Origin of the sequence: Vibrio sp. 10N.247.311.49, from assembly GCF_041467655.1 — a bacterium.
GTDB classification, from domain to species: Bacteria; Pseudomonadota; Gammaproteobacteria; order Enterobacterales; family Vibrionaceae; genus Vibrio; species Vibrio crassostreae_C.
In genome coordinates, this window is sequence record NZ_JBFSVA010000010.1 from 146,053 (window position 1) to 165,855 (window position 19,803).

Below are 19,803 nucleotides of genomic sequence, written 5' to 3' on the forward strand. Positions count from 1 at the left end.
TAATTTTATTAAGTAAATTTATAGCGATAAAATGGAAATGTTTATCTTAGTAGCAAGTGTCAAAGTAGTTTTATAATTTTTTTATAATGCTCTTCGTTGTTCCCTTGATACTTTATATTGAATAATTTAATCAAGTATTCTTTTTGTTGGTCATAGTTACCGTTATTTTTAAGGTTTTCGATTAACTCTAACATAGAGCTAATCTTCGGTCCTGGTGTCAACTCATTATAATCCATTGAGAAACCTGTTCTGCTTACATACTTCTCTATATCATATGGAATGAAAATTAAATCAGTATTCCGATTTGCAATTACATCGAAATAAATGCTGGAGTAGTCGGTAATAACAACATCCATATCCGGTAAGTAAGGGGTAAAATCAGTAATCAGATCTGCGTTGAGTACAATAACACGTTCAAGCATTAAAATTTGCTTTGGAATGTCTGATTTATAGTAAGGGTGCTCTCTTAGAATTATTACAATTTCTTCTGATTCTAAAAAATCAGACAAAGTTTCAGAATTCAAGTCATCGAATGGAAAGAATTTTGCATTTTCATATGAACGCCAAGTCGGACAGTATAGAACTTTTCTCTTGACCGATAAATGAGCAACATACTCATCAATTTTTTTTGAGTTATCAGAGGATAAACTATCGTTACGTGGCTGACCTAATGATACAAATTCAGGAGTCAGAGGTAAAAACATCTTTTTCATATCATCACGGAATGCATCTGAGTAACAAACTGCGTGTGAAATGTTTCTCATACAAATATAACGATTTAACTTCCTTAATAAGGAAATCTTGGTTTCACCGAAGCCTATGTTTTTTAGTGGTATACCATGACCAAAATGATAGACGATTCGTTTTTTGTGCTTTAATGTAAAAGGTAGGGGCATGTCAATCGTTGAGCAAACCCATGTTTTTGCATTTAAAATTAGGTCTATGTCATCCTTACTTGTATTGCTAATAAATCGGCCAGGATGTATCGAGTTTAATATTGTTCGCTTTTCAATATCATTGATCACAAAATAATAGTCTAAACTAACATTTTTATTTAACAAGTATTCAAAGAAGAACTTAGAATTAAAGTTGAAATTATTATTTGCGGTTGAATTTATAATAACCACTTCAGAGTTTAATTCTCTTTTTTTACGGAGAAATGAATAAGTTAAAACTCTGCTGTTGCATGAAAATTTCTCAAATAAATCAATTATTTTTGATTGTTTTTTTTTAAATTTACTTATTAATTTTTTATGCAATTTTGTTTTGTAAATATAGGTTAACCCTGACGTCAAATCTAATATATTTAACTTTAACATTTCAGATATGTAGTATTTACTTTTCTTATTGGAATTTATCGAGTAGCCTAGCATGAAAATAAGCCACACTGCTTTTTGTGTTCGAACCATTTTATGTTTGTGATTATTATAAGCAAAAGATATCGCATTGATTATATTATCATTTATTTTTTTTATGGAATTTCCCTTCCCCCCTCCTTTACTCACATTGTCATCGCCTGAAAGATCATAAAAATAACCCACATCATTAATGTATGTAGGTTTTTTTATGTTGCTCATATACTCTCGCCAAAAATTCATGGCATCTCCCCAAGGTTGACATGCCATTCCTCCGGCCTTGCTGTATAATTTAGTATTTAAACAATAAGGTGGTAGTGCTGGGTAATTTAAAGGGGAGTTAAGTATATAGGAGTTTATATCTTTTGGAGCATCTACTGAGTCAATATGTAAGCCGTTCTTATCCAATTTTTTTATTTTTAAATAAGATACGAAATCGTAACCCGCATCTAATTTTTCAGCTATATCGTTCAACACATTATTATTAGGAAGTACATCATCACTATCCAAAAATATCAAATATTTAGACTTTGCGTGACTTGCCCCCGCATTTTTTGCTGCTCCTGGTCCTGCGTTTTGTTGGTTTATAAGTGTGATTTGCTCTAAATATGGAATTAGCTTTTCAGCAGATTTATCTGTAGATCCATCATTTACAACAATGATTTCTTTATGGGGATATTCTTGTTCTAGTGCACTTTCAACAGCAGCTACGATGGATCGCTCTCGGTTGTACAATGTAATTATTATTGCAATTGAAATCATTTACACACTTTTCTTGTTTTTCAATGCCTTATGGTTCTTTGTTAACTTAAGAAGCACCTTAAGCGCATTGATAATTGCTACACAACATTTCACGACGATTATATCGTCATCACTTTAATATTTCTATCTTTTAGTGTAAAGTTCATTATCTTTTTTTTACGCAACGCTTTTTTATGCCATTGACCAAGACGTTAACCCCTGTTACACACTCTTCTTCAGTTGCTGTGATCATGTCTGTTTATCGTGGCGATACAGTTGAACTATTTCGACTAGCTGTTGAGAGTATTAAACAGCAAACATACCCTTGTTCCTTATATATATATCGCGATGGTCTTGTTTCTACAGAGTTGCAAGACCAGTTAAACTTATACAAATCAGACCCCACGATTTCCGTGGTAGAATCTCAAGATAGCGAAGGTTTGGCTAATGGTTTAAATGCATTAATAGAAATTACTCTCGCAGGTGAATTCTATTATATTGCTAGAATGGATTCTGATGACATATCACTACCTAATCGTATATCAGAGCAGGTACGTTTTATGGAATCTAATAGGACGATAGACGTCCTTGGTACTGCTTGTGAAGAGTTTGGTGCGAGTTATGCTTTGACTGAAAAGCGGTTACCCATACAACATCATGAATTAGTCGAGTTTAGTATTACTCGTTGTCCCTTTATCCATCCAACAGTTATGTTTAGGAACGTTGTGTTTGAACGTGGTTTTAAGTATCCCGTAGATACGGAGCTTACTGAGGATATGGCGTTATGGTTCATTCTATTAGATCATGGATTCAAGTTTCATAACTTAGATCAGGTATTGTTAAAATATCGTTTGAATGAAAATACTGTTCAACGTAGAAAAGGTTTGAATAAAGCTGTTAGTGAGATTAAATTGCGTTTACGTTATATGATAAAACTCAGAAAATTCTCATTGAAAAATGTAGTGTTGATCTTGTTACGTATAGTTTTCCATTTTCTTCCGATCAGACTTCTCAAGTCTGCATATAAAAATCTACGTTAAAGTATACCTTACTGTGGTGGATTGTAATATAATCTAGGTTGGTACACTTTCTATGGTCTGGGGCTTTACACTGTTGTGTATTATGAAGTTTTCGGATTTGCACTTTTACTAAAAACATGATAGTTACAGGGCTTTATGAATAATAAAATTGTTTATGTATCAGGTACTTTTGATCTTTTTCACAGTAATCACCTCAAAATGATAAAGTATAGCCGCGGATTAGGTGAAACGTTGATTGTAGGCGTGAGTACTGACGAACTGGTGTGCTCTTACAAGAACCCGCCAGCTGTACCTTTTGAAGAGCGAATAGCTATAATAGAAGGTTTAAAGTACCCCGACCTTGTTATTCCCCAGCACACTCTAGAACACAATGAAACGGTAGAGAACCTTAACATAGATATTTTTGTTATAGGTGATGATTGGAAAGGTAAGTATGATTATTTACGTGAGCGTGGTGTACAAGTATTTTACTTACCTTATGGAAAAGGGGTGAGCTCTACTAACCTTAAAGAAAAGATCTACAGTCAATATAAAAAACTGATAAGGCCGGCAGACGACCACCCAATCCCAGAACCTCAAGATGTTGCTAAATTATGAAGTCAATTCTAATAACTGGTGGGAATGGTGATATTGCAAAAAAGCTAGTTAGAGTGCTTTCGGAGGACTACTTAGTTTTTTCCCCCTTACGCTCTGAGCTTGATGTTAGCAATTCTTGTAGTGTTGAAGAGTACTTTAATGGCAAGTCTTTTGATATTGTTATAAATGCAGCAGGAACTCTATATTCATCGTTAGTTGCTGATTCTGAGCCTGAACAATGGATAAACGATATTAACGTGAATCTCATTGGCACTTATCTGGTCTCTCGTTTAGCTGTCCAAAGAAATCGGAATTGCCTAGTTATCAATTTGGCTTCTACAGCTGCCTTCAATCACTACAAAGATTGGACTTCGTATTGTGCTTCGAAAGCTGGAGTCGTCACCTTCTCTAAGGGGATGGCATTAGATGGGTATAATGTAATAATTTTGTGTCCAGGAGCTATTGATACGAAACTGAGAGGTGGTTTGAATATTATAAATAATAATATAATGACGCTCGATGAAGCCGTTGCTCCGGTTCTTGACGCTATCTCTGGGTTGTATCATTCTGGTGATATTGTATTTTATCGTAAAGGGACTATTTCTGTTAATCCTCCGTCTGATATTTGGTAGTCTTTGCTAGCGTTCAGTACCTTTATGACAACTAATTACAGAACTTCTTTTATGGCAGCTAGTTCCTATCTTGAGGAACTAGTAAGCTATTCGCTGAGACTAAATAACGATATTCTCCAACCTAAAATCTGGTTATTATACTCCCTACATACCCAATGCCGACTTCTTAACTTCTTATTCGTAAGCTGCAGCAGAGCGGTATTACCTCTAACTTCATGTCATCACTTTTCTAATATATGCGATAATTTTCCAGATATTACTTAAAATTACTAGATATATAATAAAGCATGCTACGAATGAATAAAGCATAATAAACTCTGGAATTGCTACCATTTCAGCATAAATTCCTATAGCAGCATATGTAGCAGCAATAGTACAAATAACTATAAGAGTTTGAGTTGAGGTTAGTCCTAACCGTTGAAAGATATGATGCAAGTGCTCACGATCAGGTTTAAAAGGAGAGTCTCCTCTTTTTATTCTTCTAATCATTATTGCAGCCATATCCATTAGTGGTACAGCAATAAGCCATAAAGCTGTTACTGGTCTTAGTGGGGGTTTTGTGCCGTTTTGGCTTGATAGTAGTAAAAGCCAAATAACAGTAAAGCCGATGAGCATGCTTCCTGCATCTCCCATAAAAACCTTTCTTTTTCTGCCGAAAGCACCAAGGTTTAACAGGATATAAGGAGTAATCACAACGACAAGTACTAAGCAGATGTAAGCTAGATTATATTGTTTGTCGTAACCTAGCATAATTCCTAACCCGCCAAATGTGACTATTGACAATCCTCCAAGTAGCCCATCTATACCATCTACCATATTAAAGGCGTTAATAGCACCTACAACTGCAAATATTGTAACGAAGTAACCAAACCAGCCCAATGTTACAACTTCACCAGAGCCCAAGATATCGCCAATAGTGTTAAGCTCAATGCCGCCGACAATCATCATAGCTACAGATAAAGAGGCTTGAATAGCAAATCGTAGTTGAAAGCTCAAATCGAATTTATCATCTAGAGCACCAATTCCAACTAATGTTAGAATACATGCAGCATAAAGCTCTGTATTTGGGAGAATGTTCGGGTTGTTAAGAAGAAAATATAAAAGCGAGATGCAAATAGAAATCCCACCAACCAATGGCACAGCTCCGCTATGGAGCTTACGAGTATTAGGTCTATCGACTAAGCCAATTCTCTTGGCGAATTTACGCATAGTAAAAAGGGTTGCAAGAGAAAAGAAAAAGAGAAACAAGAGGTCAAGGGTTGGAGTTAGCACGATTAAACCTAATTATGTATGTTGCTGTTGATTTTAGTTTATTTATTATAGATATAAAAGGCTAATACAAAAGTAACGTGACTCATTTTTGTTAATTTTGGGGCTGGTTGATCAACGATGGGCGGATGTTTTTTTGTTGCTGCTGCTGTTATTCTTTAAACCTAAATACTAATCGAGGAATTCTTGTTAAGTTTTTAACTTTAAAGAGTGTAACCTGGTGTCACTTTCCGCTTTTGTGGTAGTGACTTATGCTCTTTGGCGGTGATGATCATTCCGTAGTTGCTTTTCATGTGATGTAATTTCCTAAATATTGCTTTATAAGGTATTGCTTATGATTTATCCATTTACTTGATTGTGGTTATTATCTATCATGATCAATCAGTTGTTTAAGCTGAGCAACTGTTTGAGGGTGTGAAAATCATCTTCTACATATAAACGTTTATATTAATGGAAATCATTATGAAAAAGATGGCTCTAGCAGCTGCATTAGCAGTTAGCTTCTCAGGTGCTGCATTTGCAGCTGAAACTACAGCAGCAGCGGGTACTGGTTCAGGTACTGGTACAGCAGCTGGCGCGGGTGCATCTGCAGCAGCAGCTGGCACAGCAACAACAGTTGCAGTAGCGACAGCAGCAGTAGCGGCAGCAGCAGCTGTAGCGGTTGCTTCTAACGAAAGCGGTGCAACAACGACAACAACGACTCGATAATTTTTGAGTAGGCGTTTAAAACCATTTTATGTGAAAGCATAAAGTGGTTTTTTTATATCTAATTGATTAATTTTCCATATTGGACATCAGCAACCAGATTGCTAGGAAGCAGAACTCGTCATGCTTAAACCTCTAATCATATCTCTTGGTCTTTTTCTTGCTGGTTGTTCTCAGCAGTTTCAAGACGTTAACTCTACTTTTGATGAAGCCTTTTTTGGAAGCTCCGATGTTGAGCTATCCAAGGAATACATTCAAACGTTACCTTATTCCAGCATTTATGCAGAAGTGAATGACCAAGGTAAGATCTTCATGGTCTTAGCGTACGTCGGTGAAAACCCGCAAACGGGCGCAGAGCAGTTAAAGTGGATGTCTTCTGACAAAGCGATGATCGTCACTGAAAATGGACGTATTGTACAAACGCTATTGCTTCCTTACGAAAACCTATCTGGTTTGGCATTCCAACCGTTAAATACATTCTCTTCTGCAAACAATTCGTCAGCCGATTCTTCTTCTGCGTTTGATGTGTCTGCCAACCCCGGAGCTCAAAAATGGCAAGCGGTTTACGACTGGCAACCTAACTATCGATTCGGCTATAAAGCGAACATCACCCGAACGTATGTGGGAAATGACACGGTTGAAACTCCGTTAGCGTCTATCGATACCAAGAAATTCCAAGAAAAAATTCAATTCCCAATATTAGAACAAGACATCACCAACGAATATTGGGTCGACAGCGAAGGCAAAGTGGTAAAAACCATACAGTATTTAGGCCCTGATATGACAAGGCTTGAGTTAACCGTCCTTAAGCATTATCAAAGCAATTAACGAACAGGGTAATGAACTAAAATGATGAATTATATGAGTCATACATCAAAAATGATGGGACGTCGGTTGCCATTGGTGAGAACTTTATTAACGATGAGAGCTCTGTTAATGATGAGCGCTTTGTTTGCTTTGAGCTCCGCTTCTTCGGCTTCTGATCTTGTTACGCCTGAACGCTCTTCGTCGGTTAAAACAACAATCGAGCTTCCTCTTCAAGGTGTGACGCTTGAGTATCAAACTAACGTTCGACTGCTTCGTGTATTAGACGACGCAAACGCGAATGCGAGCTCTAACGCTAACGGTACTATTGGTTACTTCCCCCTTTCGGCTCAACTGTTTGATATAACCAATACTGAAGCGACTGCAGTTACTGGATTTAAAGAAGCTAACCAAGCTATCGAAGCCAAAAAGCGCAATGTACTGAACCAGCTTGAAGCTTTCGCAGTAGAAGAGCCAGAAGCAAACTTAGTGCGCCAACAGTTAGCCTCTTTCCAATATCTCAATCGAGTTTTTATTGAGCTAGACCGTAATGCCGTTATCTCTCAATCAGATAAGAACCCACTGCTTGTTTCAAGTTCTCATACTAACAAGCCGTCAGACAGTCAAACTCAAGCCTTTTCTCTGTACTTACCACAACGACCAACGTCAATTCAGTTGATGGGTGCAATGAAAGAGTCGGTAACAATGAATCTGATTGAGCATGGTACGTTGAATGATTATCTCGATGCATTGCCGAATGGCTTTATTGGTGAATCTGCAGATAAAAGCGTGGCTTATGTTGTTCAGCCAGATGGCGTGGTACAAACCATTCAATACGCATACTGGAACGAACAGCCGGTTTACTTAGCACCAGGTGCCATCGTATTTATGGCGTTCTACTCTTTGCCATCGGAATACTCAACGTTGAACCAAGATATTGTCGATTTGCTACGTCATAAGGTTGGCCTGTAATGCTGAAACAGAAATCATTCCCTCTATCGGCAGTGTGTGCATCGGTTACCTGTGCTTTATTAATGACCAACAGTGCTTCCGTTTTTGCCGAAACAACCATAGATTCCTCTTCGATTCGAGCAGAAAAATCACCATTCGACGACACAGAATACAGAACGTCGCAAATGAACTTTGGTGGTGTTGGCTTAATGCAAATGCCAACAGGCCGAATGGCACCAGAAGGTGAGTTCAACTTTAGTGCTTCGTTTAACAATGAATACTACTTTTATAACGTGAGCCTGCAGGTGATGCCTTGGCTTGAAACCACCATTCGTTATACACAAGTACAAGATCTCTTTTATAGCGGTGGTGGCAATCAAGATTGCTCTCAAAACTCATTCAGTGGCTGTACTAAATACACAGATAAAGGCATCGACTTTAAACTGCGTTTAATCGAAGAAGGGTACTACTTACCAGAAGTGTCAGTAGGCGTGCGTGACTTCGGTGGTACTGGCTTGTTCGATGGCGAATTTGTCGCGGCAACCAAGCGTTTTGGCCCCGTTGATTTCACTTTGGGCATGGCTTGGGGATACATGGGCACCAGTGGCAATTTCACTAACCCACTGTGCAAAGCCAGTGACAAGTATTGTGAACGCCCGTCTGATTTTAAAGGCAATGGCGGCAGTGTCGATTTTGAGCGTTGGTTTAAAGGCGATGCTGCAATTTATGGCGGCTTTGAATACCAAACCCCTTATAAGCCGTTAACCTTAAAGCTTGAATACGATGGCAACGATTACTCTCAAGACTTCCCTGTAGTACGTGGTGGTGTCGACATGACACAGCACACGCCATGGAACGTGGGTGCTGTGTACCATTTCACTGATTGGGGTTCGGCGAAAGTCAGCTATGAGCGAGGCGATACTTTAACCCTTGGCTTCGATCTTTCTACCAACTTCAATGAAATGTATTCTGTGTGGCGAGATACTGAAACAGCAGAATTGCGCCCAAGTGGTGTCGATACGGTTGAGGATATTGATATGGCGGCCCTTGCAGAAGAACTTGAAACGATCGCGGGCTATGAACAAGCGCAAATCTTGGTCGACGATAATAGTATTGTGGTAAAGGGTACTCAGGTTAAATACCGAGACAGAGATATCGCCCTTGAGCGTGGTGCGACCGTGATTGCCAACGCGGTGCCGAGTTACATCGATACTTATAAAATCATCGAAAATGATAAATCGATGGAACTCACTGAGACAACGGTAGATGCACAAGCGTTCAAAGCGGCGGCTAATAACAGTTATCTCAATGCTCAAACCAGTGATGCAACCGATACTCACGAGTTAGAGCGTAAGAAATCCGTTATTTATCATGATGGGCGTGAGCGATTCGATGTGTCGATTTCACCAAACCTAGCGCAATCGTTCGGTTCGGCTGAAAACTTCTATTTATACAGTTTGGGTTTATACACCAACGCTTCGTTCTGGGCGTTAAACAATGTTGAACTGTCGGGCTCTTTGTACGTTAACTTAGTCGATAACTACGACAAGTTTAACTATACCGTCCCATCAGACGGCACTGACCAAACGCCAAGAGTAAGAACCTTATTCCGCTCTTACGTTGACGATCCGGTTCGCTTAGATCGCTTACAACTGACGTGGTTTGAAGACTACGGCAGCGGTGTCTACACCCAAGCTTACGGGGGGTACCTTGAAAGCATGTTTGCGGGTGTGGGTGGCGAAATCCTGTATCGACCATTCAACCAAAACTGGGCCATTGGTGCAGACATGACTGCAATAAGCCAGCGCGATCCTGAAAGTTGGTTCGGCACATTTGATCAAGAGATTCAAGTTAACCCAGACGACAGCAGCCGAACGTACAAAGTGATCGATAAAGGCACTACTGGCTTTATCACTGGTTATTACACCCCACAATGGGACTTCTTGAGCGATACCTTGCTTAAAGTGGGCGTCGGTAAATTCCTTGCGGGTGATATCGGTACGCGTGTCGATTTCTCTAAGCAATTCAAGAGTGGCGTTATTGCCGGTGCGTTTGTCAGCTTAACCGACATGACAACGGAAGAGTACGGTGAAGGCAGCTATACCAAAGGCTTCTATGTATCGATTCCGTTTGATCTTGTTACCGTGAAACCAAGCTCAAGCCGCGCTGGCTTTACCTGGTTACCGATCACACGTGACGGCGGCCAAGTGCTGAACAAGCAATACAACTTGTTCGATCAAACCGATGCTCGCTCACCTTGGTTCCAAAGGCCGAGTAGCGTTAAGTAGATCGAAAGCAGATGCGGGTGACGAGTAAGCGGGATACGAAGAGCGGGGAAAGAGCAGTCTCGAATAATCGAATAATCGAATAATCGAATAATCGAATAATCGAATAATCGAATAACGAATAGCTTAAGATATCGTGATATTCATTGGGTCTAGCTTTTGGTTCTCCCCCTTGAACGCCGTTCGTTTTTGATCGGTGATGTTCATCAAAGGGGGAGTTAGAGGGGGATATTAATCTATGTGTTACCAACCCCTCCCAGCCTCCCCTTATGTTGGTATTTTCTGCCAAGCAACAGTTGTGATAAAGGGGAGGAGCTAAAAGCATCCCGACACGGCTTTAGGCTCTTCGTTTACTCGTATCTCGCTACTCTCATCTGCTCTTTAGCTCTTCGCCACTCGTTCACTCGCATCCCGTATCTGCTCTTTAACCATTCAACTAGGTTGATAATAAACACAAATTGTGGATAATGCATACGCAATAAAATAACCGGGTGAAAGTCCGATCTTTGGCTCGGTTTATGACAAAAAACCTCTATCTCAATTCCAGATAGATAGAGGCAGATTAACTACGCAGTGTGATGTCGCGGAATATCAAAGGGCGGTAGCGTTCCTATCTTTGATATTAAGTGGGAGCGATATCACAGTAATAGCCCTCCTTAACTCTATTAAATACTGCGTAGCTGATAAAATTGTTTGTTCTAACTTCTTTGGGTGTCCTTTGGGATATCACGACACATTCCGTTTCTATGACTTGGTTAACATGAAGATTAATAAAAATCGTCTCCTTTTAGCGCTCCTTCCTGTATTGCTTGCAGGGTGTACTACTCCAGGAACTCACCTTTCTACTGGCAACAAGAATGTGATTCAGCCTTCAGAGGAACAGCAAGAATCTGATATCTCTGATGTGGTTAACCTTTACCCACTGACAGCTCAATCAGTATCGACTTACCAAACGGGTACATTGTCGGTGTCACAAGCCAACCCTGAACTCGACGTAGACATCGCAAAGTATGAATACAAAGTCGGTGTGGGCGATATCTTAAATATTACGATCTGGGATCACCCTGAACTGACCATTCCAGCGGGTTCTTACCGTAGTAGTACCGAAGCGGGTAACTGGGTTCATGCAGACGGCACCATCTTCTACCCGTACATTGGTACAGTCGAAGTGGCAGGAAAAACGGTTCGTGAAATTCGTTCTAATATAGCGGAACGTTTGGCGAAATACATCGAAAGCCCTCAAGTTGATGTAAACGTAGCGGCTTTCCGATCTAAGAAAACCTACATTACCGGTGAGGTTTCAAACCCTGGCCAACAAGCGATTACTAATATCCCCTTAACGTTATTGGATGCCGTGAACCGTTCTGGCGGTTTGTCTGAAGATGCTGATTGGCGTAATGTTTCATTAACCCGCAATGGCGTGGAAGAGAACCTTTCACTTTACGGTTTAATGCAACGTGGTGACCTAACCCAAAACCGCTTACTGCAAGCCGGTGATATTGTTCACGTACCGCGTAATGACAACCAGAAAGTGTTCGTGATGGGTGAAGTGAACGATCCTCAACTACTTAAGATTGATCGCGTTGGGATGAGCCTAACCGAAGCACTCAGCAACGTAGGTGGTATTAACCAGCTGACGGCAGATGCAACGGGTGTGTTTGTGATCCGAACTTCTGATGATAAATCAGAACGCATGGCGGACATCTACCAACTGAATATGGAAGACGCCTCAGCCCTAGTCATTGGCACCGAGTTTGATTTAAAACCTTACGACATTGTTTACGTAACGGCCGCACCAATCAGCCGCTGGAACCGTGTAATCGGTCAGCTTGTACCAACCATTTCAGGCTTCAACGACCTAACCGAAGGTATGTTGCGCGTTCGTAATTGGTAATAAGCCCTGGTTTGTAATAAACCCTAATTAATCATCAGGTTGCATTGTGCGTGTAACCTGATTTTTACATCTAAAAGTAAACCCAGCTTATAAGCCCAATACAATTAGAGACCATTATGTTTAATAAAATTTTAGTCGTATGCGTGGGCAACATTTGTCGTTCCCCGACTGGAGAGCGAGTTTTACAAAACTTGCTGCCCAACAAAGAAGTGGCCTCTGCCGGTATCGCTGCTGAGAAAAGCCGTTTAATTGGTAAGCCTGCAGACGACACTGCCATTTTAATCGCCGCTGAAAATGGGGTTGATGTTGAAAACCATCAGTCTCAGCAAGTTACGCCACAGCTTTGTGCTCAGTATGACTTGATCTTGGTGATGGAGAAGGGCCATTTAGAAGCGCTTACTCAAATATCGCCGGAGGCTCGCGGAAAAACGATGCTGTTTGGTCAGTGGATTGGCCAGAAAGACATTCCTGACCCTTATCGTCAAAGTCGTGAGGCGTTTGAACACGCTTATAAGCTGATTGACGAAGCGGCGCAAGCTTGGGCAAAAAAACTGTAGGTTTAAATGCAATAGATTTTAGATGCAGTAGGTTTTAAATAGACAGCTTTTTAAATGTCATGCTCTAAATGTAGGCATGGCAAAGCCACCAACGGAATAATATAAAAGAGAAGTACGCGGAGCGTATATATCGTCTCTTAAATAGCAATACTTTAGGAAGTAGCAAACAAATGACAACACAACCCTCTCAGCAATCGCATACAGATAACTCTGATGAGATAGATTTAGGAAAACTGCTTGGCATCTTATTAGATGCTAAATGGCTAATCATGCTCACCACATTCGTTTTTGCTGTGTTTGGTATTGCGTTTGCTTTGCTTTCGACGCCGATATACAAAGCGGATGCCCTGATCCAAATTGAAGAGAAAAGCTCTGGTGGCATCTCTTCTATGGTTGGTGATATGGGTGAATTGTTCTCTCAAGAATCTTCAGCTACAACCGAAGTCGAGATCATCAAATCTCGTATGATCTTGGGTGAAACGGTGGATAAGTTTAACCTCACGACGGTGACATCTCCTAACTATGCACCTATCGTTGGTAAGGGCTTTGCGCGCTTGACCGGCGACATCAACCACATTGCGGTTAGCCGTTTCAACATGCCAAGCTATGCGAGCGACTACGGGCACACGATCCAGATCCTAGATGCCGAGCAGGGCACTTACCAATTAGTTCGCGACGATGAGCGCGTTATCCTAAAAGGCAAAGTGGGTGAGCTAGCAACAGCAGACGACTACAGCTTGTTTGTGGCAGGTTTTGAATCACATAACGATTTTGAATTCTCTATTAGTCAACGTAGCCGACTAGAAGCGATCGAATGGTTGAAAGCTTCTTTGTCTTTGTCTGAGCAAGGTAAGCAAACCGGTATTTTGAAGCTAAGCTTTGAAGGTGAAAACAAGCAACAGATCTCTGAAATCCTTAATCATATCAGCCAGATCTACTTCTTACAAAACGTGAAGCGTAACTCAGCAGAAGCAGAGAAGAGCCTACAGTTCTTAGAAAGCCACCTTCCGGGCATTAAATCTGAGCTAACTGGTTATGAAGACGTACTAAATAATTACCGCCAAAAGAACGAATCGATCGACTTGGGCTTAGAAGCACAATCAACCTTGAAGGTAATGGTCGAGCTTGAAGCGCAATTGAATGAACTGACGTTTAAAGAGAGTGATATCAGTCAGCGTTTCACTAAAGATCACCCGGCATATAAGTCACTGATTGATAAGCGTAAAACGTTGTTGGGCGAGCGAGAGCGCCTGAACAAGCAAGTGCAAAAGCTGCCGAAAACACAACGTGAAGTACTGCGTATGACACGTGATGTTGAAGTAAACCAACAGATCTACATCCAGTTACTAAACAAGGTTCAAGAGCTAAGCATTATTAAAGCCGGTACGGTCGGTAACGTTCGTATCTTAGATGACGCTCAAGCTTATGCTCGCGCCGTTAAACCGAAGAAGCCGCTGATTGTTGTGTTAGCAACGCTACTGGGTGGCATGTTAAGTGTCGCGTTTGTATTAGTGAAAGCAGCGTTCCACCGTGGTGTTGAAAGCCCTGACCAAATTGAACAAATCGGCCTTCCGGTTTACGCAGCGGTACCAAAATCTGATTTACAGATTGAGCTAACCAACCGCTTTAAATCGAAGAAAGTACAAACAAAAGGCGTTCAGGCACTGCTTGCTGAATCGAACCCTGCCGATCTTTCGGTTGAAGCACTGCGTGGCCTTCGTACCAGCTTGCACTTCGCGATGCTAGAAGCGAAAAACAACGTTCTGATGATTTCAGGCCCTGCGCCAGGCATTGGTAAATCATTCATCTCGACCAACTTTGCCGCAGTAGCTGCTAAAACAGGCCAAAAGGTATTGTTGATTGATGCCGATATGCGAAAAGGTTACCTACAACAAAGCTTTGGTGTGAACTGGGACAATGGTCTTTCTGATGTGCTGAGCGGCAAGCAAGAGTTCGCTCAATCAGTGAAAACCACACCGGTAGAGAACCTAGATATTATTACTCGCGGCCAAGTGCCACCGAACCCATCAGAGCTGCTGATGCACCCACGCTTTGCAGAACTAATGGAATGGGCATCGAAAGAGTATGATTTGGTGATTGTTGATACCCCGCCCGTACTTGCGGTAACCGACCCAAGCATTGTCGGCGCCTTCGCTGGCACCACATTAATGGTCGCGCGTTACGGTCAAAACACCATTAAAGAGATCGATGTAGCTCGCAACCGCTTCGAACAATCGGGCATCGAAGTGAAAGGCGTTATCTTCAACGCCATCGAGAAGAAAGCATCAAGCTCATACGGCTACGGTTACTATAATTACGCATATTCGAGCGACAAGAAATAACTAAGAGCAGTAACGAGATGCGAGTAACCGGGTAAACGAAGAGCTAAAGACAGTAACGGGATGCGAGTGGCGAGATACGAAAAGCGCCACTCGAATCCGTTCTTCATCTCTTGTTACTCGTTTACCCGCTGCTCGAATCTGCTCTTTTAGCTCTTCGAATCCCGTCTACCCGCCACCCGTATCTATTCTTTATCCAATCTTCAAATTATTCGAAGACTTAGCTTTTGGTTCTCCCCCTTGAACACCGGACTATTGTGAGTGATGGTGTTAATAGAAGGGGGAGTTAGAGGGGGTTGCTAGCGATGCCTAATCAACCCCTCCCAGCCTCCCCTTATATTGATATTTTCTGCCAAGTAACAGTCGTGATAAAGGGGAGGAGCTAAAAGCACAACAACCATCTTCTTCTCCTCGCTCTTAATCTCTTCGCATCCCGTTTACCCGTCACTCGAATCTGCTCTTCTACTTCTTCACCACGCCACCCGTTAAATACAATCCAATTGCCGCTAACACCGGATAACCAAACGCTTCATTGGTCATTTCCCCTAATGGCTTCCAATCGTAACCGTGCATGCAGCCAAGAATCACCATCACATGCAGTGCCACATAAGGAATGGTGAACAACAACACAATGTAGCGCTGTACCAACTTAAAAGGTTCATACGCTTTAAGCAGTGCCAGCTTGTGCTTCGCTTTTTCTTCATCAGTAAAAAACATCGCATCTCCTGTGTTGGTGAGTGCATCTAACCCCTTGCTAATCGAAGACTGGCTCCCAAATATTCTTCCGAACAATGTCATACTGCTCCTTGGTTTATTGATTGGCTTTGACCGCATGTATAACCTTTGACTGTATAACCTTACGGTTTGACAACCTTAGCGAGACCTCTGCTCCGCCATTTATCCGTTGAATTAGATTCCCTATCACGTTCGTCCCTCACTGTAGGGAATGACGACTACTTTTATTAAGTTAATAATCTCACGACTCCGTCATTCCGCCATTCTGTTGCTTTAGAGGCGAGGAACGAAGTATCTGGAATCCGCTTTTAATCTCTTCGCTACTCGTTTACCCGCCACTCGCATCCCGCAACTGCTCTTCAAATTATTCGAAGACTTAGCTTTTGGTCCTCCCCCTTGAACACCGGACTATTGTGAGTGATGGTGTTAATAGAAGGGGGAGTTAGAGGGGGTTGCTAGCTAATGCCTAACCAACCCCTCCCAGCCTCCCCTTATATTGATATTTTCTGCCAAGTAACAGTCGTGATAAAGGGGAGGAGCTAAAAGCACCACTCTCACTTTATTTTCCTCACCTTTCGAATCCCGCATCTGCTCTTAAGCTTTTATCTTCAAAACAGGACACGCCTTATTCACGCCCCAATCTTTATGCCCCTTAACATTCTCATCTGAAATCAAGAACTGCTCTTGCAGTGCAGCCATCAAACCAAACAGTGCCTTGCGCTGCGCAAGTGTGAAGTTATCTTCTGGTTGCAGCTCGGCATTACAACCGCCAACCAAACAAACCCCAATATTGCCCTTGTTGTGTCCTTTCACATGCGCGCCAGTTTGCGACAGCGGCCTGCCCAATTGGACATCCCCATTGCGACGAATAACAAAGTGATACCCCACATCGCGCCAGCCTCTCTTTTTATGCCATTGGCGAATCTCGGCTACGCCTACATCTTGCTGTGGCGGCGTGGCGCTGCAATGCACAGTAATAAAGGAATATGGCGGGCAATGAGGTAAGCGGAGTAAAACCGAAACCAGGCTGAATGAATAGGATGCTGAAGGTAAACAAGGCTCTAACGAAGGGATAAGCTCTATCTTGCTAGCCTGCTCTTCCGAATCAATTCGTTCTTTGGTGTCAGCCCGCTCTGGCAAAACAGACGCTTCTAACGGCTGATTTGGAACTCGATCAGTTGCTGGTGGAGTGTTTGACAAAATAAATCCTCGTGTTGTTGTAAATAGACGATTAAAGACGTTGATAGCGATTCTTTTAAATCAGGGTGCAATGCGATGTGTTGTCGCAGACTGGTGGCTACGGTTTTTGCATAGCCGGGGTGGTGGCTGACATAACGTAAATACATCACGTAATAACCCAGAGGCTGCTTACGCCGTGCTCGGCTGATCATCCAACAAATATCGTCATAGCTGGGGGGGTCACCGCATTCATCCTCATTAAAATAACAACCTTCCAAATGGCTTTCTTTATAACCGTTAACTTCATAGCTCAGTACTTGGCCAAACCCATCACTATCACTAAAAAATAACGGCTGACGTGATTGAGTGAGGGAGTTAGCACGGCACTCGATGCTCGCCATACCGGGTTGATACGCTGAAATAAAAAGAGAAACTATCGCCTTCATTAAGCACCTTATTGCTGCATGGGGAGGGAAATGTACTTCAACATTCTTGATTGGGGTTGGCGGGAATAACACGAAAACAGACGAATACAGAAAAATGAGAGGTGCTTCGAAAAGCCATTGCTTAATAAGGTTGATGTTGCATATCTATCCGAGGCGATTAACCAAACATCTTTTCTTACAACTTATCTCATGGGCCTTTCGCCCCTAAAGCGCCAAAAAGTGTTGTTAATGCTTCTGTATATCAATGGATTTCTATACGAATGACTAATTAACAAGGAGCGTTAACCATGTGTGTTTCTCTAATTCTTTCTTTCATCCCATTAAAAACTGGCTCGCCCATCAGCAAGTTGGTGTTATTAAAATTGGCCGATAACGCCGATGCGCGCGGCGTGTGTTTTCCTTCCCTCAATTACTTGGCGCAATATTGCGAAGTGTCGGTAAGAACCGTGAAACGACACGTTAACGAGCTCGAAAAACAAGGTTTTGTGAAGCGGATAAAGCGCTTTGATGATTCAGACGCCAGCGCAGCAACATATATCAGCTGCGCCTTCCCAGCGACAGCCACATTCAGCAGACCGATCTAGCCCAAGCGAATCAAGAGAACACGAATGTAGAACAAACAGGTTTACCGTCAGCTTCGTCGGAATATCCACAGAAGACAGAACATGCGAAGAAAACCGACCATTCAGACACTCCCCTGGGTGACTCAAGATCCAACACGGAGAGTGATCATCTGGCACACATAATCTTTCATAAAGAACATAAAACAGAGTTGATCTTGAAAAACGGCAGCTTGGATGACACCGATGTACTTGATCCCCCAAGCGGTTCTGAACAACATGAGATCTCGACACCTAAAACCAACGTCACAAACCCCATAAGCCAACAGAATGAAGTCGTGATTCACCTGCTCACCAAAGAGGGCAGCGCGCCGATTTATCATGAGTTCACCACCATATTAGAACGCACCTACCCAAAGTTAGATGTGCTGCAAGAACTGCATGCCATGCAAGCCTGGCTGTACATCAACCCCGATAAGCGCAAACCCTTTGAGCACATTGGTCACTTTGTGAATGGCTGGCTAAGAAGAAGCGCCCAAGCCAAAGCGAAGCGAGACTCATCGCCAGTCTTTAAGCAGGCTAGAGCGGCTAAGCAAACAAAAGCGGCTAAACCAGCAAGGGCTTCTGCTTCTACATCGACCAAGGAAGCTAAAACCCAACCGGCAGCCAAGACCATGGTTCACAAACAACCCACGCCCGTCTCTCAGGCCCTAGCGGACTACCAAGCCAAAAGCACCACCAATCCGTTCGAAGCACGTATCAAGGCCCTAGTTCAATCCAAATCGCCCTGCACGGATTCTAAAAAGTGACCATTCGATCTTTCACAGACTAAGCGCTTGCTCACACAGCTAAAAGCTATTGAAAACCAATGATTTAGGAATCGAAAAGCTTAGGAAAACCAAAGGCTAGGGCAGACCAAGCGCGAATACAGACAAAAAACGTCAAGAAACAAAAGTAGAATTAGGGAGAGGGCAAATGGACGATATCAGCCTAAAAAAACTGACAACGGAAGAAAAAGTCACCATTTTAGAAAAAGAAATAGCGCGAGTGGAAGGGCGTATTGGCGAGTTCTTGAAGCTGCTGGTTAGCCACTACCCACAAGGGTTAACACGCACAGAGATTAAAGCGTTATTGGCGGTAAACAACAACCCAAGCTTCGTTTCGCTATACCGCAACGGCAATATTTTCATTGATATAGAAAAACGCTACTGCGACGCAGCACAAGAAAACAGGTACCACATAGGGACTCAGTATCTACAAGACGTACAATGCTCTCGCTGGCTGAATGCGTGGTAAGATGTTCGACCAGACAGGGTGAATTTCAAACTGGTTAATATGCACTTACTTTGCTAGAATACCCCGCATATTTAAAACCGTATGAAAAACGCATAAAGCGAACAAATTGTCACTATTGCCTTTAGGAGCCAAACCTAAGGGCGGTAGCGTACCCAAATGCGACTGGCTGGCAAGCAGGAAAGGTTTAATTAGCCGTTTTTGCGGCCTATTGGGGCGGTTTTTAAAAAGACAGCAAAATCTAGGTTTTATAAGGGATTGTCAAAAATAGACTGTCTCAAAATGAATGAAAAGTGTCTCAGTGTGTATATATTTCTGAGATTTATCTGTGTTATTTCAACATTTTTCATTAACCATACCCGAGCTCATTGAAGGTACTTGATTTTAACCCCAGGGCAAGATCATGAAAAACCCATATGGAATAAGGGGTAGCGTGAAGTGA

The 19,803-nt window shown here is 42.0% G+C and carries 16 protein-coding genes and 1 pseudogene; 12 read left to right on the forward strand and 5 right to left on the reverse strand.

Annotation, left to right across the window (positions count from 1 at the left end; genetic code table 11):
• Nucleotides 1–59: 59 nt before the first annotated feature.
• Nucleotides 60–2,117, reverse strand: a complete 2,058-nt coding sequence (locus AB6E54_RS12260) for a CDP-glycerol glycerophosphotransferase family protein (protein ID WP_102332625.1) — start codon at nt 2,115–2,117, stop codon at nt 60–62.
• Nucleotides 2,118–2,290: 173 nt separating this feature from the next.
• Here AB6E54_RS12260 and AB6E54_RS12265 point away from each other — a divergent pair, with 173 nt between their 5' ends.
• The 3 genes from AB6E54_RS12265 to AB6E54_RS12275 all read left to right on the forward strand — a co-directional run bounded on the left by AB6E54_RS12265 (nt 2,291) and on the right by AB6E54_RS12275 (nt 4,344).
• On the forward strand, nt 2,291–3,136 hold the full coding sequence (locus tag AB6E54_RS12265; RefSeq protein WP_102332626.1) for a glycosyltransferase: 846 nt from the start codon (nt 2,291–2,293) through the stop codon (nt 3,134–3,136).
• A 135-nt stretch (nt 3,137–3,271) separates the two neighbouring features.
• Nucleotides 3,272–3,733 carry an adenylyltransferase/cytidyltransferase family protein gene (locus AB6E54_RS12270; protein ID WP_102332627.1) on the forward strand — a complete coding sequence of 154 codons (462 nt, stop codon included), beginning with the start codon at nt 3,272–3,274 and terminating at the stop codon, nt 3,731–3,733.
• Nucleotides 3,730–4,344, forward strand: a complete 615-nt coding sequence (locus tag AB6E54_RS12275) for an SDR family oxidoreductase (RefSeq protein ID WP_102332628.1) — start codon at nt 3,730–3,732, stop codon at nt 4,342–4,344. The genes AB6E54_RS12270 and AB6E54_RS12275 overlap by 4 nt, the downstream gene beginning before the upstream one ends.
• 213 nt (nt 4,345–4,557) lie before the next feature.
• Here AB6E54_RS12275 and wecA read toward each other — a convergent pair whose 3' ends face one another.
• Nucleotides 4,558–5,616 (reverse strand): UDP-N-acetylglucosamine--undecaprenyl-phosphate N-acetylglucosaminephosphotransferase, encoded by a 1,059-nt coding sequence (gene wecA, locus AB6E54_RS12280; protein WP_102332629.1) that lies wholly within the window; start codon nt 5,614–5,616, stop codon nt 4,558–4,560.
• Nucleotides 5,617–6,075: 459 nt separating this feature from the next.
• Between wecA and AB6E54_RS12285 the strand changes: the two genes are divergently transcribed.
• The 7 genes from AB6E54_RS12285 to AB6E54_RS12315 all read left to right on the forward strand — a co-directional run bounded on the left by AB6E54_RS12285 (nt 6,076) and on the right by AB6E54_RS12315 (nt 15,151).
• Nucleotides 6,076–6,321 carry a hypothetical protein gene (locus tag AB6E54_RS12285; RefSeq protein ID WP_016784037.1) on the forward strand — a complete coding sequence of 82 codons (246 nt, stop codon included), beginning with the start codon at nt 6,076–6,078 and terminating at the stop codon, nt 6,319–6,321.
• Nucleotides 6,322–6,441: 120 nt separating this feature from the next.
• The gene (locus AB6E54_RS12290) at nt 6,442–7,146 is read left to right on the forward strand and encodes a YjbF family lipoprotein (RefSeq protein ID WP_065584528.1); all 705 of its coding nucleotides are present in this window, start codon (nt 6,442–6,444) and stop codon (nt 7,144–7,146) included.
• A 21-nt stretch (nt 7,147–7,167) separates the two neighbouring features.
• Complete coding sequence (locus AB6E54_RS12295; protein WP_372105883.1) at nt 7,168–8,094, forward strand: capsule biosynthesis GfcC family protein; 927 nt, start codon at nt 7,168–7,170, stop codon at nt 8,092–8,094.
• Nucleotides 8,094–10,361, forward strand: coding sequence for a YjbH domain-containing protein (locus AB6E54_RS12300; protein ID WP_372105885.1), 2,268 nt, complete (start codon nt 8,094–8,096; stop codon nt 10,359–10,361). Before AB6E54_RS12295 ends, AB6E54_RS12300 begins: the two co-directional genes overlap by 1 nt.
• Nucleotides 10,362–11,118: 757 nt before the next feature.
• Entirely contained in the window at nt 11,119–12,252 is a 1,134-nt protein-coding gene (locus AB6E54_RS12305) for a polysaccharide export protein (protein WP_372105887.1), read from the forward strand.
• A gap of 116 nt (nt 12,253–12,368) precedes the next feature.
• A complete protein-coding gene (locus AB6E54_RS12310; protein WP_017069276.1) occupies nt 12,369–12,809 on the forward strand; it encodes a low molecular weight protein-tyrosine-phosphatase in 441 nt (146 codons plus the stop codon).
• A gap of 170 nt (nt 12,810–12,979) precedes the next feature.
• A complete protein-coding gene (locus AB6E54_RS12315; RefSeq protein ID WP_372105889.1) occupies nt 12,980–15,151 on the forward strand; it encodes a polysaccharide biosynthesis tyrosine autokinase in 2,172 nt (723 codons plus the stop codon).
• 459 nt (nt 15,152–15,610) lie between these two features.
• Here the strand turns inward: AB6E54_RS12315 and AB6E54_RS12320 are convergent, their stop codons facing one another.
• The 3 genes from AB6E54_RS12320 to AB6E54_RS12330 all read right to left on the reverse strand — a co-directional run bounded on the left by AB6E54_RS12320 (nt 15,611) and on the right by AB6E54_RS12330 (nt 17,508).
• Complete coding sequence (locus tag AB6E54_RS12320) at nt 15,611–15,946, reverse strand: hypothetical protein (protein WP_004733275.1); 336 nt, start codon at nt 15,944–15,946, stop codon at nt 15,611–15,613.
• Between the two features lie 531 nt (nt 15,947–16,477).
• The gene (locus tag AB6E54_RS12325) at nt 16,478–17,023 is read right to left on the reverse strand and encodes an N-acetylmuramoyl-L-alanine amidase (protein ID WP_372105896.1); all 546 of its coding nucleotides are present in this window, start codon (nt 17,021–17,023) and stop codon (nt 16,478–16,480) included.
• 11 nt (nt 17,024–17,034) lie between these two features.
• Nucleotides 17,035–17,508, reverse strand: coding sequence for a hypothetical protein (locus AB6E54_RS12330; protein WP_372105891.1), 474 nt, complete (start codon nt 17,506–17,508; stop codon nt 17,035–17,037).
• 287 nt (nt 17,509–17,795) lie between these two features.
• On the opposite strand from AB6E54_RS12330, the pseudogene AB6E54_RS12335 reads away from it, so the two are divergent.
• Together AB6E54_RS12335 and AB6E54_RS12340 are read left to right on the forward strand one after the other, a co-directional pair.
• Nucleotides 17,796–18,877 (forward strand): annotated as a pseudogene (locus AB6E54_RS12335) (helix-turn-helix domain-containing protein).
• 166 nt (nt 18,878–19,043) lie between these two features.
• On the forward strand, nt 19,044–19,364 hold the full coding sequence (locus tag AB6E54_RS12340; RefSeq protein WP_372105892.1) for a hypothetical protein: 321 nt from the start codon (nt 19,044–19,046) through the stop codon (nt 19,362–19,364).
• Nucleotides 19,365–19,803 lie beyond the last annotated feature (439 nt).

Bases quoted from the DNA above. Each gene is read 5' to 3' on its own strand.
- AB6E54_RS12260 (WP_102332625.1), bottom strand. From the start codon at position 2,117: ATGATTTCAATTGCAATAATAATTACATTGTACAACCGAGAGCGATCC.
- AB6E54_RS12265 (WP_102332626.1), top strand. From the start codon at position 2,291: ATGCCATTGACCAAGACGTTAACCCCTGTTACACACTCTTCTTCAGTT.
- AB6E54_RS12270 (WP_102332627.1), top strand. From the start codon at position 3,272: ATGAATAATAAAATTGTTTATGTATCAGGTACTTTTGATCTTTTTCAC.
- AB6E54_RS12275 (WP_102332628.1), top strand. From the start codon at position 3,730: ATGAAGTCAATTCTAATAACTGGTGGGAATGGTGATATTGCAAAAAAG.
- AB6E54_RS12285 (WP_016784037.1), top strand. From the start codon at position 6,076: ATGAAAAAGATGGCTCTAGCAGCTGCATTAGCAGTTAGCTTCTCAGGT.
- AB6E54_RS12290 (WP_065584528.1), top strand. From the start codon at position 6,442: ATGCTTAAACCTCTAATCATATCTCTTGGTCTTTTTCTTGCTGGTTGT.
- AB6E54_RS12295 (WP_372105883.1), top strand. From the start codon at position 7,168: ATGATGAATTATATGAGTCATACATCAAAAATGATGGGACGTCGGTTG.
- AB6E54_RS12300 (WP_372105885.1), top strand. From the start codon at position 8,094: ATGCTGAAACAGAAATCATTCCCTCTATCGGCAGTGTGTGCATCGGTT.
- AB6E54_RS12305 (WP_372105887.1), top strand. From the start codon at position 11,119: ATGAAGATTAATAAAAATCGTCTCCTTTTAGCGCTCCTTCCTGTATTG.
- AB6E54_RS12310 (WP_017069276.1), top strand. From the start codon at position 12,369: ATGTTTAATAAAATTTTAGTCGTATGCGTGGGCAACATTTGTCGTTCC.
- AB6E54_RS12315 (WP_372105889.1), top strand. From the start codon at position 12,980: ATGACAACACAACCCTCTCAGCAATCGCATACAGATAACTCTGATGAG.
- AB6E54_RS12320 (WP_004733275.1), bottom strand. From the start codon at position 15,946: ATGACATTGTTCGGAAGAATATTTGGGAGCCAGTCTTCGATTAGCAAG.
- AB6E54_RS12330 (WP_372105891.1), bottom strand. From the start codon at position 17,508: ATGAAGGCGATAGTTTCTCTTTTTATTTCAGCGTATCAACCCGGTATG.
- AB6E54_RS12340 (WP_372105892.1), top strand. From the start codon at position 19,044: ATGGACGATATCAGCCTAAAAAAACTGACAACGGAAGAAAAAGTCACC.